This is a genomic window from Saccharopolyspora halophila (genome assembly GCF_039531955.1).
Classification (GTDB): domain Bacteria; phylum Actinomycetota; class Actinomycetes; order Mycobacteriales; family Pseudonocardiaceae; genus Saccharopolyspora; species Saccharopolyspora halophila.
The window spans coordinates 106,753-120,680 of sequence record NZ_BAAARA010000002.1; the positions used below are offsets into that span (position 1 = coordinate 106,753).

The 13,928-nt window shown below is 71.9% G+C and carries 13 protein-coding genes; 5 read left to right on the forward strand and 8 right to left on the reverse strand.

Features of this window, described 5'->3' with window-relative positions; genetic code table 11:
* Window positions 1-2 precede the first annotated feature (2 nt).
* The 3 genes from serS to ABD289_RS03400 all read right to left on the reverse strand — a co-directional run bounded on the left by serS (window position 3) and on the right by ABD289_RS03400 (window position 3,193).
* Window positions 3-1,277, reverse strand: a complete 1,275-nt coding sequence (gene serS / locus ABD289_RS03390) for a serine--tRNA ligase (RefSeq protein WP_344126387.1) — start codon at window positions 1,275-1,277, stop codon at window positions 3-5.
* 95 nt (window positions 1,278-1,372) lie between these two features.
* Entirely contained in the window at window positions 1,373-2,536 is a 1,164-nt protein-coding gene (locus ABD289_RS03395; protein WP_344126390.1) for a glutathionylspermidine synthase family protein, read from the reverse strand.
* A gap of 3 nt (window positions 2,537-2,539) precedes the next feature.
* Window positions 2,540-3,193 carry a DUF1190 domain-containing protein gene (locus tag ABD289_RS03400; protein ID WP_344126392.1) on the reverse strand — a complete coding sequence of 218 codons (654 nt, stop codon included), beginning with the start codon at window positions 3,191-3,193 and terminating at the stop codon, window positions 2,540-2,542.
* Between the two features lie 132 nt (window positions 3,194-3,325).
* On the opposite strand from ABD289_RS03400, the gene ABD289_RS03405 reads away from it, so the two are divergent.
* Together ABD289_RS03405 and ABD289_RS03410 are read left to right on the forward strand one after the other, a co-directional pair.
* Window positions 3,326-4,324 (forward strand): septum formation family protein, encoded by a 999-nt coding sequence (locus tag ABD289_RS03405; protein ID WP_344126394.1) that lies wholly within the window; start codon window positions 3,326-3,328, stop codon window positions 4,322-4,324.
* Window positions 4,324-4,674, forward strand: a complete 351-nt coding sequence (locus ABD289_RS03410) for a metallopeptidase family protein (protein WP_344126396.1) — start codon at window positions 4,324-4,326, stop codon at window positions 4,672-4,674. The genes ABD289_RS03405 and ABD289_RS03410 overlap by 1 nt, the downstream gene beginning before the upstream one ends.
* A 147-nt stretch (window positions 4,675-4,821) precedes the next feature.
* Here ABD289_RS03410 and ABD289_RS03415 read toward each other — a convergent pair whose 3' ends face one another.
* Together ABD289_RS03415 and pheA are read right to left on the reverse strand one after the other, a co-directional pair.
* Window positions 4,822-5,469, reverse strand: coding sequence for a histidine phosphatase family protein (locus tag ABD289_RS03415; protein ID WP_344126398.1), 648 nt, complete (start codon window positions 5,467-5,469; stop codon window positions 4,822-4,824).
* Window positions 5,466-6,389: a prephenate dehydratase gene (gene pheA, locus ABD289_RS03420; protein WP_344126400.1), complete on the reverse strand. Its 924-nt coding sequence runs from the start codon at window positions 6,387-6,389 to the stop codon at window positions 5,466-5,468. The genes ABD289_RS03415 and pheA overlap by 4 nt, the downstream gene beginning before the upstream one ends.
* Before the next feature lie 145 nt (window positions 6,390-6,534).
* Here pheA and ABD289_RS03425 point away from each other — a divergent pair, with 145 nt between their 5' ends.
* The 3 genes from ABD289_RS03425 (at window position 6,535) to ABD289_RS03435 (ending at window position 8,395) form a co-directional block, all read left to right on the forward strand.
* A complete protein-coding gene (locus ABD289_RS03425) occupies window positions 6,535-7,149 on the forward strand; it encodes a macro domain-containing protein (protein WP_425564543.1) in 615 nt (204 codons plus the stop codon).
* Window positions 7,150-7,216: 67 nt separating this feature from the next.
* The gene (locus tag ABD289_RS03430) at window positions 7,217-7,708 is read left to right on the forward strand and encodes a DoxX family protein (protein WP_344126404.1); all 492 of its coding nucleotides are present in this window, start codon (window positions 7,217-7,219) and stop codon (window positions 7,706-7,708) included.
* A gap of 45 nt (window positions 7,709-7,753) precedes the next feature.
* Window positions 7,754-8,395: a response regulator gene (locus ABD289_RS03435; protein ID WP_344126406.1), complete on the forward strand. Its 642-nt coding sequence runs from the start codon at window positions 7,754-7,756 to the stop codon at window positions 8,393-8,395.
* Between the two features lie 96 nt (window positions 8,396-8,491).
* On the opposite strand, the gene ABD289_RS03440 is transcribed toward ABD289_RS03435, so the two are convergent.
* From ABD289_RS03440 to cydB, 3 genes are read right to left on the reverse strand one after another with little or no spacing between them, the layout of a single operon-like run.
* Window positions 8,492-9,643, reverse strand: coding sequence for a GAF domain-containing sensor histidine kinase (locus ABD289_RS03440; RefSeq protein WP_344126408.1), 1,152 nt, complete (start codon window positions 9,641-9,643; stop codon window positions 8,492-8,494).
* A 56-nt stretch (window positions 9,644-9,699) separates the two neighbouring features.
* The gene (gene cydD, locus ABD289_RS03445) at window positions 9,700-12,918 is read right to left on the reverse strand and encodes a thiol reductant ABC exporter subunit CydD (protein WP_344126410.1); all 3,219 of its coding nucleotides are present in this window, start codon (window positions 12,916-12,918) and stop codon (window positions 9,700-9,702) included.
* Window positions 12,915-13,922, reverse strand: coding sequence for a cytochrome d ubiquinol oxidase subunit II (gene cydB, locus ABD289_RS03450; protein ID WP_344126413.1), 1,008 nt, complete (start codon window positions 13,920-13,922; stop codon window positions 12,915-12,917). The genes cydD and cydB overlap by 4 nt, the downstream gene beginning before the upstream one ends.
* Between the last annotated feature and the right edge of the window lie 6 nt (window positions 13,923-13,928).

Genomic DNA, 13,928 nt, shown 5'->3' on the forward strand with positions numbered 1-13,928 from the left:
GCTCACTTCTTGGACTTGAGCGGCTCGAGCAGCTCCCGGCCGCCCAGGAACGGGCGCAGCGCCTCCGGGACGCGGACGGAACCGTCGGCCTGCTGGTGGTTCTCCAGGATCGCCACGATCCAGCGCGTGGTGGCCAGCGTGCCGTTGAGCGTCGCGGCGAAGCGGGTCTTGCCGTCCTCGTCGCGGTAGCGCGTGTTCAACCGCCGGGCCTGGAAGGTGGTGCAGTTCGAGGTCGAGGTCAGCTCGCGGTAGGCCTGCTGGCTGGGCACCCAGGCCTCGCAGTCGAACTTGCGGGCCGCGCTGGAGCCGAGGTCGCCCGCCGCCGTGTCGATCACCCGGTAGGGCACCTCGATCTTGGCCAGCATCTCCTCCTCCCAGTCCAGCAGCCGCTGGTGCTCGTCGCGCGCGTCCTCCTCGCGGCAGTAGACGAACATCTCCAGCTTGTTGAACTGGTGCACGCGGATGATGCCCCGGGTGTCCTTGCCGTAGGACCCGGCCTCCCGGCGGAAGCAGGTGGACCAGCCCGCGTAGCGAGCCGGGGCCTCGCCGAAGTCCAGGATCTCGCCCGAGTGGTACCCGGCCAGCGGAACCTCGGAGGTGCCGACCAGGTAGGCGTCGTCCTCCTCCAGGTGGTAGATCTCGCTGGAGTGCGCGCCGAGGAAACCGGTGCCGTCCATGATCTCCGGACGCACCAGCACGGGCGGGACGACCAGCGTGAAGCCCGCGGCGGTGGCCTGCGCGGCGGCCATGTTCAGCAGCGCGAGCTCCAGCTGCGCGCCGACACCGGTGAGGAAGTAGAACCGGGCGCCGGAGACCTTCGCGCCGCGCTCCATGTCGAAGGCGCCGAGCGCGTTGCCGAGGTCGAGGTGGTCCTGCACCTCGAAGTCGAACGCGGGCGGGACACCGACGTGCTTGAGCACCGCGAAGTCGTCCTCGCCACCCGCCGGCACGCCCGGCTCGACGATGTTGGACAGCGTCTTCTGCAACCGCTGCAGCTCGGCGTCGGCCTCGTTCTGCTCGGCCTCGGCCTGCTTGACCTGCGCGGCCAGTTCCTTGGCCTGGGCCAGCAGCGCGTCGCGCTCCTCGCCCTGGGCCTTGCCGACCTGCTTGCCGAGCGCCTTCTGCTCGGCGCGCAGGTTGTCCGCGCGACTGACCGCGGACCTGCGACGCTCGTCGGCGGACAGCAACGCGTCCACTGCGGACGCGTCCTCACCCCGTGCGCGCTGCGAAGCGCGCACCGCTTCCGGATCATCGCGTAGCGTCTTCAGGTCGATCACAGCTGGTCAGCCTAGCCGCTCCGCCGAACGATTTTCGTGCGGGGTGCGCGCAGGCTCGCGGCGGGACGGACGCGCTTCGAGCGACCGCTCGCGGCTCATCCCCGGATCCGGTGCGGCACGAAGGCCGCCCCGTTGTCGGTCACCAGCCCGGCCGTCTCGCGGATCCCGAGCCCCGCGGACTCGTCGCCGATCACCCACGCGCCCAATGCCGGGCGCATCCCGTCGAACTCGGGCAACGGGTCGAATGCCTGGTAGACGAAGCCCTCATCGCCGTAGACACCGCCGACGTGGGTCTCCCAGCCGGGGGCCACGATGCTGACGTTGTTGCCCTCCCTGCCCAGCTTCGGCTTGCGCACGTACTCGGTGAGCAGTCCGGGCTGGTCCAGGAACGCGGGCAGCAGGTTCGGGTGGCCGGGATGCATCTCCCACAGGATCGCCAGCAGCGCCTTGTTGGACAGCAGCATCTTCCACAGCGGCTCGATCCACTGCGTGGTCGGCAACGAGTGCACCGCGTGCTCGCCGAAGGTGTCGTCGACCATCCACTCCCAGGGATAGATCTTGACCACCGAGTTCATCGGCGCCTCTTCGAGATCCACGAACCGCTCGAGCAGGCCGTCCCAGCCGATCTCCTCGATGGCCAGGCCGACGGTGTCCATCCCCGCCTCGGCAGCCGTCTCCTGCAGGTAGGCGGCCGTGATGTGGTCCTCGCCCGTGGTCTCCTGCCCGGACCAGCTGAAGTGCACCTCGTTGGTGGCCAACCGGTCGGAGATCTCCGACCAGCGCTCGACGAGCTTGTCGTGGATGGAGTTCCACTGGTCATCGCCCTCGTGGCACTCGGTGAGCCAGTGCCACTGCACGACCGCGGCCTCCAGCAGCGAGGTCGGCGTGTCGGCGTTGTACTCCAGCAGCTTGGCCGGTCCTGAACCGTCGTAGCGCAGGTCGAAGCGGCCGTAGAGGTGCGGATCGCCGCGCTTCCAGGACTCGGCGATGTGCGGGCCCACCCAGTCCGGGAGGCCGAAGTCCTTGTACCGCTCGGTGGTGATCACGTGGTCGACGGCCTCCAGGCACATCGACTGCAGCAGCTCGACGTCGGCCTCCAGGGAGAGCACCTCGTCGAGGCCGAACTCGTAGTGCACGCCCTCGTCCCAGTAGGGCCGTGCGCTGCCGTCCGCGTTGCGCGCCGGGGTGCCGAAGACCAGCCCCAGCTCTTCGGTCTTGGCCTGCCAGTCCGGCCGTCGGGCCGTGGTCCTGCGCTCCACTCGTCAGCTCCCGCTGCCACCGGTCTTGCTGGAGATCCCGAACCCACCGCGCTGGATCGTCGAACCGGAGGTGCTCTTGATCGTCGAACCGGAGGGCTTGTTGAAGGTCGAGCCGGTGGCCGTGGAGCCGACCGGCGGTGCCGAAGCCCCGGAAGGGGTGTAGGCGTAGCGGTACTGCGGGACCATCGGGCCGCCCATGAACAGCGGCATGAACATCATGCCGCCGCTGACGTAACCGCCCTGGCTCTCCACGTACTCGGGGTCGCACTTCTCGTCCTCGGCGCGCGGGCCCGGTTGCTGCGCGCCTTCCTCGACGGCCGCGCAGTACTGCGTCTGAGCGTTCGCGCTCGCGCTGACCTCGGAGGCGCTGTACATGGCGGCGACCAGCGCGACCACGCCGACCGTGGCACCGCCGCCGATGAGGGCCTTGCGGCGCTTGGCGGTCTTGGCCGCCTCGGCCTCCTGCGCTGCCCGCTCCTCGTCCAGCCTGCGCTGCTCGGCGCTCTTGCGGGCGCGCCGCTCGGCGAGCGTGGGCTCGCGCGGTGTGGTGCTGTCCGGGTCCTGGTAGCGGATGCGGCCCTTGCCCTCGTCGGACTCGGGCACCTGCTGCCTCGGCTCTTCGGCGTTGTTGTCGCCCTCGGGCTCGTTGTCTGCCACCGGCTTCTCCGTCGTCACCACTACTCCCGCACGCCACAGTACTCGCACAGGTGACGCATCTGGCAACGAATCGGTTCCAAACAGCGAGGCGATGCCGCGCACTCGGGCGGGTGATTCGGCATGATGTGTTCGATGCCCTCCTCAACCCGGTCGAGCCGCCGCAAGCGGCGCAACACCACCATCGTGATGGTCGCCGCCGCCGTCGGCGCGCTGGCGATCCTGGTGGCCAGCCTGCTGCTCAACTGGCCGACCAGCGACTCGGACAACGCGGGCAGCGGATCCGGGACGTTCGGCTCGGCCCCCGCGCCGGACGTCGCGTTCGAGGCGAAAGCCGGCGAATGCCTTACCTGGTCGGAGTCGGACGCCTCCGACATCCGCAAGGTCACCTGCGCCGAGCCGCACCTCTTCGAGGTCACCGGACCGTTCGATCTCAAGGCCGAGTTCCCGCCGCAGGCGCCCTATCCGAGCGCCGAGCACTGGCAGCGGCTCAAGGAGGAGCGCTGCATCGAGGTCACCGACCAGTACCTGCAGGGCGAGTTCGACCCGAACGGCCGGTTCAGCATCGGCGCGTTCACGCCGAGCAAGGAGAACTGGGAGGACGGCGACCGCACGCTGCACTGCGGGCTGCAGCAGCCCGGACCGTCCGGCAAGCTCTACCCGGTCGAGGGCGCGGCCGGCGAGATGGACCAGTCGAACGTCTACCCGGCCGGTCGTTGCCTGGGCATCAGCGGCTCGCAGGTCTGGGACCCGGTGGCCTGCTCGCAGCAGCACGCGGTGGAGATCAGCGCGGTGGTCAACCTGTCCGAGGAGTTCACCGAGGGCTACCCGTCCGAGGACGACCAGGACACCTTCCTCGCCACCAAGTGCGAGGAGCTCACCGCCGGTTACGCGGGCGGGCCCGAGGTCGCCGAGGACAAGGGGCTGATCGTCTTCTGGGACACCATGCCGGAGGAGAGCTGGAACGTCGGCTCCCGCCTGGTCAACTGCAAGCTCGGCGTGCCGTTGCCGGACGGCAGCGGGCTGGCGCCGGTCACCGGCAGCGTGAAGAACCAGGTCAAGATCGGCAAGCAGCCCGCGGGCGAGCGCACCACCCCGACCCAGCCGGGCGCGCCGGCGACCAGGCCGCGCTGATGCCGGTGGAGATGACCCGGGCGCGGTTCGAGGAGCTGGTCTCCGATGCCCTGGACCTGCTGCCGCAGGAGTTCGCCCGCGCGATGAACAACGTCGTGGTGCTGGTCGAGGACCACCACCCGGAGGAACCGGAACTGCTCGGGCTCTACGAGGGCATCGCGCTCACCGAGCGGGACCACGACTACACCGGCGTCCTGCCCGATCACATCACGATCTACCGGGAGCCCCTGCTGCAGATGTGCGAGACCGAGCAGGACGTGATCGACGAGGTCGCGATCACCGTGGTGCACGAGATAGCCCACCACTTCGGCATCGACGACGACCGCCTCCACCAACTCGGCTGGAGCTGACCGCTCCCCACCCCGCCGGAACGCAACCGGGACACGCCGAGAACCCATCCCCAATCGGGGCCAACCCACCGAAAACCCTCGAAAACGCGACCCCGAATTCCAGGGAATTCCGTACCCCGATTTCCAGGGAATTCGGGTGGTGGAGGTCTAGGGGGTGATGCCGTCCCAGGTGTGGCAGGTCCAGCCCGTTCTGGTGTCGGGCGTGGATTCGAGGACGATCAGGCCGGTGTTCGGCAGGTGCTTGGCGTTGGCCTCCTCGCCCGGGACCGTGTCGACCAGGGTGCGAGCGGCGATCCGCAGCATCGCGCCGTGGCTGACCATCACGACCGTGCCCGTGTCGACGCCCTCGATCGCATTGCGGGCTCCGTCGAGGAACCGGGCCGTCGCCTCGCGGGCCGTCTCCCCGCCGGGCATGGCGAGATCGTGCTCACCCAGGTGCCAGCGCTCGTAGATGGCGTCGAAGACGCCGAGCGCCTCCGGCCCGCCCTGGGCCTCCAGGTCGCCCACGTAGATCTCGTGGGTTCCCTCGACGACCTGCACGTCCACGCCGTGCAGGTCGGCCAGCGGCGCCGCGGTCTCCTGCGCGCGCAGCGCGCGGCTGGCGTGCACCGCGACGACCTTCTCCTCGGCCAGCCGTTCGGCGAGCCCGCTCGCCTGGGTGCGGCCGAGCTCGGTGAGCCCCGGCCCCGGCGGCAGGGTGTCGATGATCTGCGCCACGTTTGACGGGGTCTGGCCGTGGCGGGCCAGGATGAGCCGTAATCCCGCCGGAGCGGTGAGTTGCAATCCGTCGATCACGCCAGACGTCCTTCCCGTACTGCTTCCAGCCATCTCGCCGACTTCTCGAAGGCCTGTTCAGAGGCGGCCGAGCGGATGTAGCCCGGCTTGCGGTCCGCCTTCGGGTACGAACCCAGGAACCGGACCGTGGAGCAGCGGCGCTTGAGCGCGGCCAGCGCCTCGCCGATCCGCGTGTCGGCCACGTGGCCGTCGAAGTCCAGGAAGAACCGGTAGTGCCCGAAGCGGTCCTTGACCGGCCGGGATTCGATGCGGCTCAGGTTGATCCCGCGCAACGACAGCTCGGCCAGCATATCGGCGAGGGTACCGACCTCGTCGCTGATCACAGCGCAGATCGAGGTGCGGTCCGCTCCGGTGGGCTCGGGCAGCGTCCCCGGCCGGCGCACCAGCAGGAAGCGGGTCACCGCGTCCCGGACGTCGGCGAGCCCGGCCGCCAGCCGGGTAAGCGACGGGTAGTGCTCGAGCGCGACCTCCGCCGAGACCGCCGCGTCGAACTCGCCCCGGGCCACGGCTGCTGCGGCGGCGGCCGTGGAGGCGACCGCGTGCTGCTCGGCCTTCGGCAGGTTCTCGCCCAGCCAGTCCCGCACCTGCGCGAGCGCGTGCGGATGGCTGGCCACGGTCTCCGCGCCGGACAGCGTCGTGCCGGGCCGGGCCAGCACGTCGAACTGCACCGGAACGACCGTCTCGGCGACCGCCACCAGCGGCTCGTCCGCCGTCAGCGCGTCCAGGGTGGCGGGAACCGAACCCTCCACGGAGTTCTCCACCGGTACCCCGGCGGCCAGCACCTCGTCGGAGCGCACCGCGGCCAGCGCCGTCGACACGGTCTCGTAGGGGACGAGATCGGATTCGAATTCCGCGGTCAGCAGCCGGGTCGCTTGCTCGGTGAACGTGCCCGGCGGCCCCAGGTAGGCGATTTCTGGCACGCGACCAGATTACGGCCGCGCGCCACCTCGCCGGTCATGGCCCGCACCAACGCTGCGTGACCGGAGCCGGGAGCCGCCCGCCGCTCGAACGGCACGTCGTGGCGGATGTGACGTACCCGATGCCACTACGCGGCGCATTCCTGCGATGCTGTGTGACGTGACCGCAGATTCGGAGCGCTCATCGGCGGAAGGAGCGGAGCCGGAGCTGCAGCTCGTCCTCTGCGCGTTGGACGGGCCGCTGGCCGCAGCCTGGCACGGGATCGCAGACGGCCGGCCCGGGCTTTCCGTGCACCAGGGATCGGTGCTGGACACGCAGGTGGATGCGGTGGTCAGCCCGGCCAACTCCTACGGCTGGATGCGCGGTGGCATCGACGCGATGTACGCCCGCGCCTTCCCCGAGGTCGAAGAACAGGTGCGCAGCGCCGTGCTGGCCTACCACGGCGGCGAGCTTCCCGTCGGCGAAGCGCTGCTGGTGCCCACCGGAGCGCCCAGCCCCATCTGGCTGATCAGCGCGCCGACCATGCGCGAGCCGGGCGACGCGCTTCCCGCCGACACCGTGCACCCCTACCTCGCCGCGCGGGCCGTGTTCCGGCTGTGGGCCAGCGCGATGCTGGACAACGGCGCACCCGTGCACCAGGTGGTCCGCTCGATCGCGATGCCCGGGCTGGGCACCGGGATCGGCGGTGCCGCACCGGAGCTGTGCGCGCACCAGGTGGCCGCCGCGTGGGACGAGGTGTTCGCCCGAGTCGATCTCCGATGATCAAGCGCGCACCGCGCGCAGTGAGTACCGTCGGGCGCACCGGCTGACACCGAGGAGGTATGAGCGAATGCTGATTCGCCGTTTGGCCCGACCGATGCTTTCCGCGATCTTCATCTTCGGCGGGATCAATACCCTGCGCGATTCGCAGAACCACGCGAAGGCCGCCGAGCCGCTGCTGGACAAGGCGCGCCCCGCCGTCGAGGCGCTGCCCGCCCAGGTTCCCACCGACGCCGAGACGCTGGTGCGCATCGACGGTGCGGTCAAGGTCGGCGCCGGGGCGCTGCTGGCGCTGGGCAAGTTCCCCCGCCTGTCGTCGTTGCTGCTGGCCGGCAGCATCGTGCCGACGACGCTCGCCGCGCACTCCTACTGGGAGATCGAGGACCCGCAGGAGCGCGCCGCCCAGCAGATCCACTTCCTGAAGAACACCGGTCTGCTCGGCGGGCTGATGCTGGCCGCGGTCGACACCGGCGGCAAGCCCTCGGTCGGCTACCAGGCCAAGAGCAAGGCCAAGAAGGCGAAGAAGAAGGCCGACAAGAAGACCGCGAAGGCGAAGAGGTAACCCTCGCCGTCCGGTCCGCCGGAAGCGTTCACTAGCGTGGGGTGCGTGCCGGTACGGGTGCTTTTGGTCGATGACCACGAGGTGGTTCGGCGAGGTCTGCGCGACCTGCTGGACACCGAGGACGACGTCGAGATCGTGGCCGAGGCGGGCGGCGTCGGCGAGGCGCTGACGCGCGCCCGGGCCGCCGAGTTCGACGTGGCGGTCATCGACATGCGGCTGCCGGACGGCGACGGCCTGCAGCTGTGCTCCCAGCTGCGGGGGCTGCCGAACCCGCCGTACTGCCTGGTGCTGACCGCCTTCGACGACGAGCAGGCGCTGGTGGGCGCGATCAACGCCGGCGCCTCGGGCTACCTGCTCAAGCAGGTGCGCGGTCAGGATCTGGTCAACGCCGTTCGCGAGGTCGCGGACGGGCGGTCGCTGCTGGACCCGGTCACCACCGGCCGGGTGCTGGCCAGGCTGCGCCAGTCGAGCAACCCGGAGCCGGACGAGCTCGCTGCGCTGACCGAGCGCGAGCGCCGGGTGCTGGACCTGATCGGCGAGGGCCTGACCAACCGCCAGATCGCCGAGCGCCTCTTCCTCGCCGAGAAGACGGTGAAGAACTACGTCACCTCGGTCCTGGCCAAGCTGGGCATGGAACGCCGCACCCAAGCGGCCGCCTGGGTAGCCCGCCGCCAGGAGAACCCCTGACGACAGTTTTGCCTAAAACTGTACGGACATTTCGGGCGCCGAGGCCTGACAGTTTTAGGCAAAACTGTCACCGCTGCTGCGCGGACCGGGGTCGGCTCAGGTCGGTAGGGGGACTTCCCAGGTGACCGTGGTTCCGCTGTCCGGGGAGCTGGCTACGGCGCAGCGCCCGCCCGCGGCGACCGCTCGTTCCTCCAGGTTGCGCAGACCCCGTTTGCTGACGTCGCGGGGGATCCCGCAACCGTCGTCGACGACCTGCAGGCGCAGGCCCGACGACGAGCGGCGGACGCGGACCAGCACGGTGCGCGCGCCGGAGTGCCGGACGATGTTGGACAACGCCTCCCGCAGCGCGGCGCGAGCGTGGTCGGCCACCTGGACGGGGACGTCCGAGAGGTCGCCGTCGATCTCGAGCTTCGGCGGGCGGCCCAGCAGTTCGCCCGCGATCTGCACCTCGGAGCGCATCGAATCGTCCAGCGCCGGCGCCTGCTCCGAGGTGTCCGGATCCGGTGCGCGCAACGTGCGGGCGGTGGCCCGGACCTCCGCGATGGCCTGATCGATCTGCTCGACGGTTTCGGTCAGCCGCTCCGCGTCGGCGCTCTCCAGCCCGCCGGAGACGCGGCGCTGCAGCACGTCGAGCTGGACCCCCGCGGCGTAGAGGCGCTGCACGATCACGTCGTGCAGGTCCCGGGCGATGCGCTCGCGCTCCTGGTAGACCGCGATGCGCTGGCGGGCGGTGGACCCCTCGGCGAGCACCAGGGCGAGACCCGCCTGCGCGGCGAACGAGGTCAGCACGTCCACCGCGACCCGGTTGAAGCTGTTCGCGCCGCGCCGCCGGTAGACCGCCAGCGCGCCGAGGCGGCGCTCGTTGGTGCCGAACGGCGCGACCGCGAACGGCCCGTAGACGCGCAGCGAAGCGGGCACGTAGGGAGCGGTGAGCGGATCGTCGATGAGGTCGTCGACCACCACCGGGACGCCGCTGCGCGCCACGCGCGCGGCCGCCGATCGCGAGGAGAGCACCGTGCCGACGGGATCGGCGAGCGGTCCGGTGGCCGTGGGCGCGCCGTAGGCGGCTTCGACCGTCAGCCGGCCGTCGTCGGCGCGCACAGTGACCACGCCCAGATCCGCCTCGGCGAGCTCCGCGGCGCGGCGGACGACCAGCGGCAGCACGTCCTCCGGGTCCTCCGAGGACAGCGCGGCCTTGGTGATCTCGGTGGACGCGGCGAGCATCCGACTGGCGAGAGTGGCATCCATGTCCCCCTCGAGGCTATACATCCCGGCCTGGTCACGCCGGGTCCGGCCGGTGCGGTTCACGACACACCGCGCAGCGCTCGGAGGCCGCCGCCCGTCGCGTGCAGCACCAGGTCGGCCTCGTCGGCCTCGCCGCGGCGGTGCGTGACGTGCACGACCGTCCGGCCTGCCAACTCGGTGCGCAGCCGCTGCAGCAGCGCTTCGGCGGTGGGCTCGTCGAGGTGGGCGGTGGGCTCGTCCAGCAGCACCACGTCGGCGTCGGCGAGCAGGGCCCGCGCGAGGGCCAGCCGCTGGGCTTCGCCGCCGGAGAGCTCCGTCCCGCCGCTGCCGACCAGGGTTCCCAGCTCCCATCCGGGCAGCCCCGCGGTGGCCAGTGCCCCGCTGAGCTCGTCGTCGGTGGCGCGCGGCGCCGCGAGCTTGAGGTTCTCCCGGATCGTGGTGGTGACCAGCTGCGGGTCCTGCGGGCACCAGGCCACCCGCGCGGGCGTGCGGGCGCGGCCGCGCTCGGCGGGCAGGAACCCGAGCAGCAGGGCGAGCAGCGTGGACTTGCCCGCACCGGACGGGCCGACGACGGCCACGTGCGCCCCGGCGGGCACGTGCAGGTCCACCTCCCGCAGCACCGGCGCGGCACCGGGCCAGGCGACGTCGACACCGGTGAGCTCGATCTCGCCGTCGGTTCCGCCGCGCTCCTCCGGCTCCCCGGCCTCGGCCAGCAGCGGGACCAGGCGCGCGTGCGCGGCGCGCAGCGATCGCCACTGCTGCGCGGCGGGCGGTAGCAGCGCGACCGCTTCGGCCGCCGCCAGCGGGACCAGCGCGAGCAACGGGGCGAGTTCGGGGGCCAGGCGGCCCTGGTCCACGGCGATCGCGGCGAAGTACGTGCCGCCGAGCACGGCCAGGCCGATCAGCAGCGTGTGCACCGCCGTGGCGGCGCCGGTGCCGAAGGCGGCGCGGCGGGCTCGCCGGGCCAGTCGTGCGTCGGCGTCGGCCAGCTCGGCGCGGTGCCGCGAGTGCGCGCCGAAGGCGAGCAGCTCGGCGGCGCCGTCGAAGAGCGCGAGCACCCGGGAGGCGACCTCGCGGCGGCCATCGGCGACGGCGGCGGTGGCGCGGCGTTCGGCGACGACGGCCGCCAGCGGCGCGGCCACGACGGCGATCAGCACCGTCCCGGCCAGCACCAGTCCGGCTTCCGGGAGGACCAGCACCTGCAGGATCACGGCCGAGGTCAGCACGACACCCGCGATCAGCGGCGGCAGCAGCACCCGCGGGACCAGGTCGCGGACCGCGTCGACGTCATCGACCAGCCGGGCGACGCCCTCGCCGCGGCGCAGCCCGGCGGTGCGCACCGGGCCGAGGCGAACCAGCGCCGCCCACAGCCGTTCCCGCAGTTGCCCGGCCAGCCGGAACGCGGCGTCGTGGGTGACCAGGCGTTCCAGGTAGCGCAGCACGGCGCGGGAGAGCGCGAAGGTGCGCACCCCGACCACGGCCACCGACAGGGTCAGGATCGGCGGTTGCTGGGAGGCCCGCGCGATCAGCCACGCGGACGTGGCGGTCAGCGCCAGACCGGAAAGCAGCGACAGCGCCCCGATTCCGGTCCCGGTCAGCACCCGCCAGTCGACGAGGTCGCGCAACCGGCCGCGGCGCGCGGTGGTTCCGGTATCGACCGCGTCGGTGCCCGGGGCTTCCGGAGCGCTCGACGGCGGTTCCTCGGCGAAGCGGTGCCCGGCGAGGACCACGATCGCGCCCGCATCAGCGGCGCGCTCCACGGCGGCCTCGACCCGCGCCGCGGTGGACGGGTCGAGGTGGGCGGTGGGCTCGTCGAGCAGCAGGATCGAGGCGGTGCCGCGCAGCCGCAGGAAGGCCCGCGCCACGGCGACGCGCTGCCGCTCCCCGGCGGACAGCTCGTCGATGCGGCGATCCCGGAGGTGTTCGGCGGCGGCTTCGGCGAGCGCGTCGTCGAAGTGCGCGGACAGGTCCGGCTGGTCGGCGGTGGCGACGGCGAGCTCATCGGCGACCGTGCCGCCGGTGAAGCCGGGCCGCTGCGGAACCCAGGCCAGGTGCCTGCGCCATTCCCGCACGTCCGGCACCTCGCCGCCGAAGGCGATGGTGCCCGATTCCGGCGCCGTGAAGCCCAGCAGCACCGAGAACGTGCTGGACTTCCCGCTGCCGCTGGGACCGATGCCGTCGAAGCCCGCCAGCCGCAGCACCCGCCCGGGCAGCGCGGTGAAGCTCAGCCCGTCCGGCGCGAATCCGTCCCGGCGCCGCACGCGCAGCCCGCTCACCCGCAGCCCCGGTTCTTCCGAGGAGGTCACCGCGAAGCCCGGTTCGTCCGCGTCCTGCAGCGCCCGATCGACGCGGCGGACCGCTTCCACGCCGTCCTCGCTGGCGTGGTGCGCGGCACCGACCGCGCGCAGCGGCAGGTAGCACTCCGGGGCCAGGATCAGCACCAGCAGCCCGACGGACAGGTCGAGGTCGCCGGAGACCAGCCGCAGCCCGATGCCGACGGCCACCATCGCCACCGACAGCGAGGCCAGCAGCTCCAGCACCAGTGCGGACAGGAACGCGATGCGCAGCGTCGCGACCGTGCCGCGCCGGTGCTGTTCGCTGACCTCGCGCACGACCGCCCGCTGCGCCCGCGCGCGCCCGAACGCGGTCAGCACCGGCAGGGCGCGGACGAGTTCCAGCAGCCGCGCCGACAGGCGGTGCTGGGCGTCGGTGGCCCGGGCGGTGCGCTGCTCGGTGAACTTGCCGACCAGCCAGGCGAACAGCGGGATCAGCGGCACGGTCAGCACCACGACCAGTGCCGAGACCCAGTCCGAGAACAGGATCCAGGCGCCCACCATCGCGGGCACCACGGCGGCGGTGACCAGTGCGGGCAGGTACTTGGTGAAGTAGGCGTCGAGCGCGTCGAGGCCCTTGGTGGACAGCGAGGTCAGCTCCGCCCGGCCCAGCCGGGAGATCCATTCCGGGCCGCGCCGCAACGCGGAGTCGAGCAGCAGCCCGCGCAGCTCCTCCTTGGCCCCGGCCGCGGCCCTCGCGGAGACCGCCTCGGTGGCCCAGCCCAGCGCCGAACGTGCCACCACGGCGATGGCCAGCACCACCAGCCGATCGGTGATGCCCGCGACCGGCACGTCCCGCACGACCACATCGGCCAGCGCACTGCCCAGCGCCCAGGCCTGCGCGATCAGCGCGACCGCGTTGCCCGCGGCCAGCAGCCCGCCCACGAGCAGCGCGCGCCGGGCCGCCGCGGACAAGCGCGGCAGCGCGCCCAGCGGGCCGTTCACGGCGCGTGCACCGGCGGGATGTGCTTGGTCCCGATGCGCTTGCTGAACACCCAGTAGGTCCAGCCCTGGTAGACCAGCACCGCCGGGGTGCCGAAGGCGGCCACCCAGGTCATCACCACCAGCGGGTAGTGGCTGGCCGCGGTGTCCGCGATGGACAGCGAGAACGCCGGGTCCAGGGTGGACGGGATGACGTTGGGCCACAGCGTGCCGAACAGCGTCACCACCACCCCGGTCAGCGCCAGGCCCTGCAGGAAGAACGCCTGCCCCTCCCGATCGGCGGCCACCCTGGCCAGCCCGAGCAGCCCGGCGAGCACCGCGATGCCGAGCGGGATCCAGGTCCAGGACGCCCCGCCGCGGAACTGGGCGATCAGCACCAGCGCGACCACCGGCAGGAGCAGCGGCAGCCCGGCGCGCAGCGCGAACCTGCGGGCGCGCAGCCGCATCTCGCCCTCGGTCTTGAGCGCCAAGAACACCGCGCCGTGCAGCATCGAGAAGCCGACCACGGCGAGCGCGCCGACGACGCTGGGCACGGTGAAGATCGTCCACCAGCCGCCGACGCGGTCGCCGTTGGCGTCCAGCGGCAGGCCGAAGACGTTGGCCGACAGCACCAGTCCCACCACGGCCGGCGAGATCCAGGACGCCAGCACGATCACGGTGTCCCAGGTGCGGCGCCAGCGGTCGGTGTCGACCTTGCCGCGGTACTCGAAGGCGACGCCGCGCCCGATCAGGGCCAGCAGCAGCACCAGCAGCGGCAGGTAGGCGGTGGAGAACAGCGAGGCGTACCAGCCAGGGAAGGCGGCGAAGGTGGCACCCGCGGCCACGATCACCCACACCTCGTTGCCGTCCCAGACCGGGCCGATGGTGTTGATCAGGACCCGGCGTTCGGTGTTGTCCCGCCCGAGGACGGGCAGCAGCATTCCGACGCCGAAGTCGAAGCCCTCGAGGAACAGGTAGCCCAGCCACAGCAGGGCGATCACGAGGAACCAGAAGGTGGGCAGATCCATCTCGTG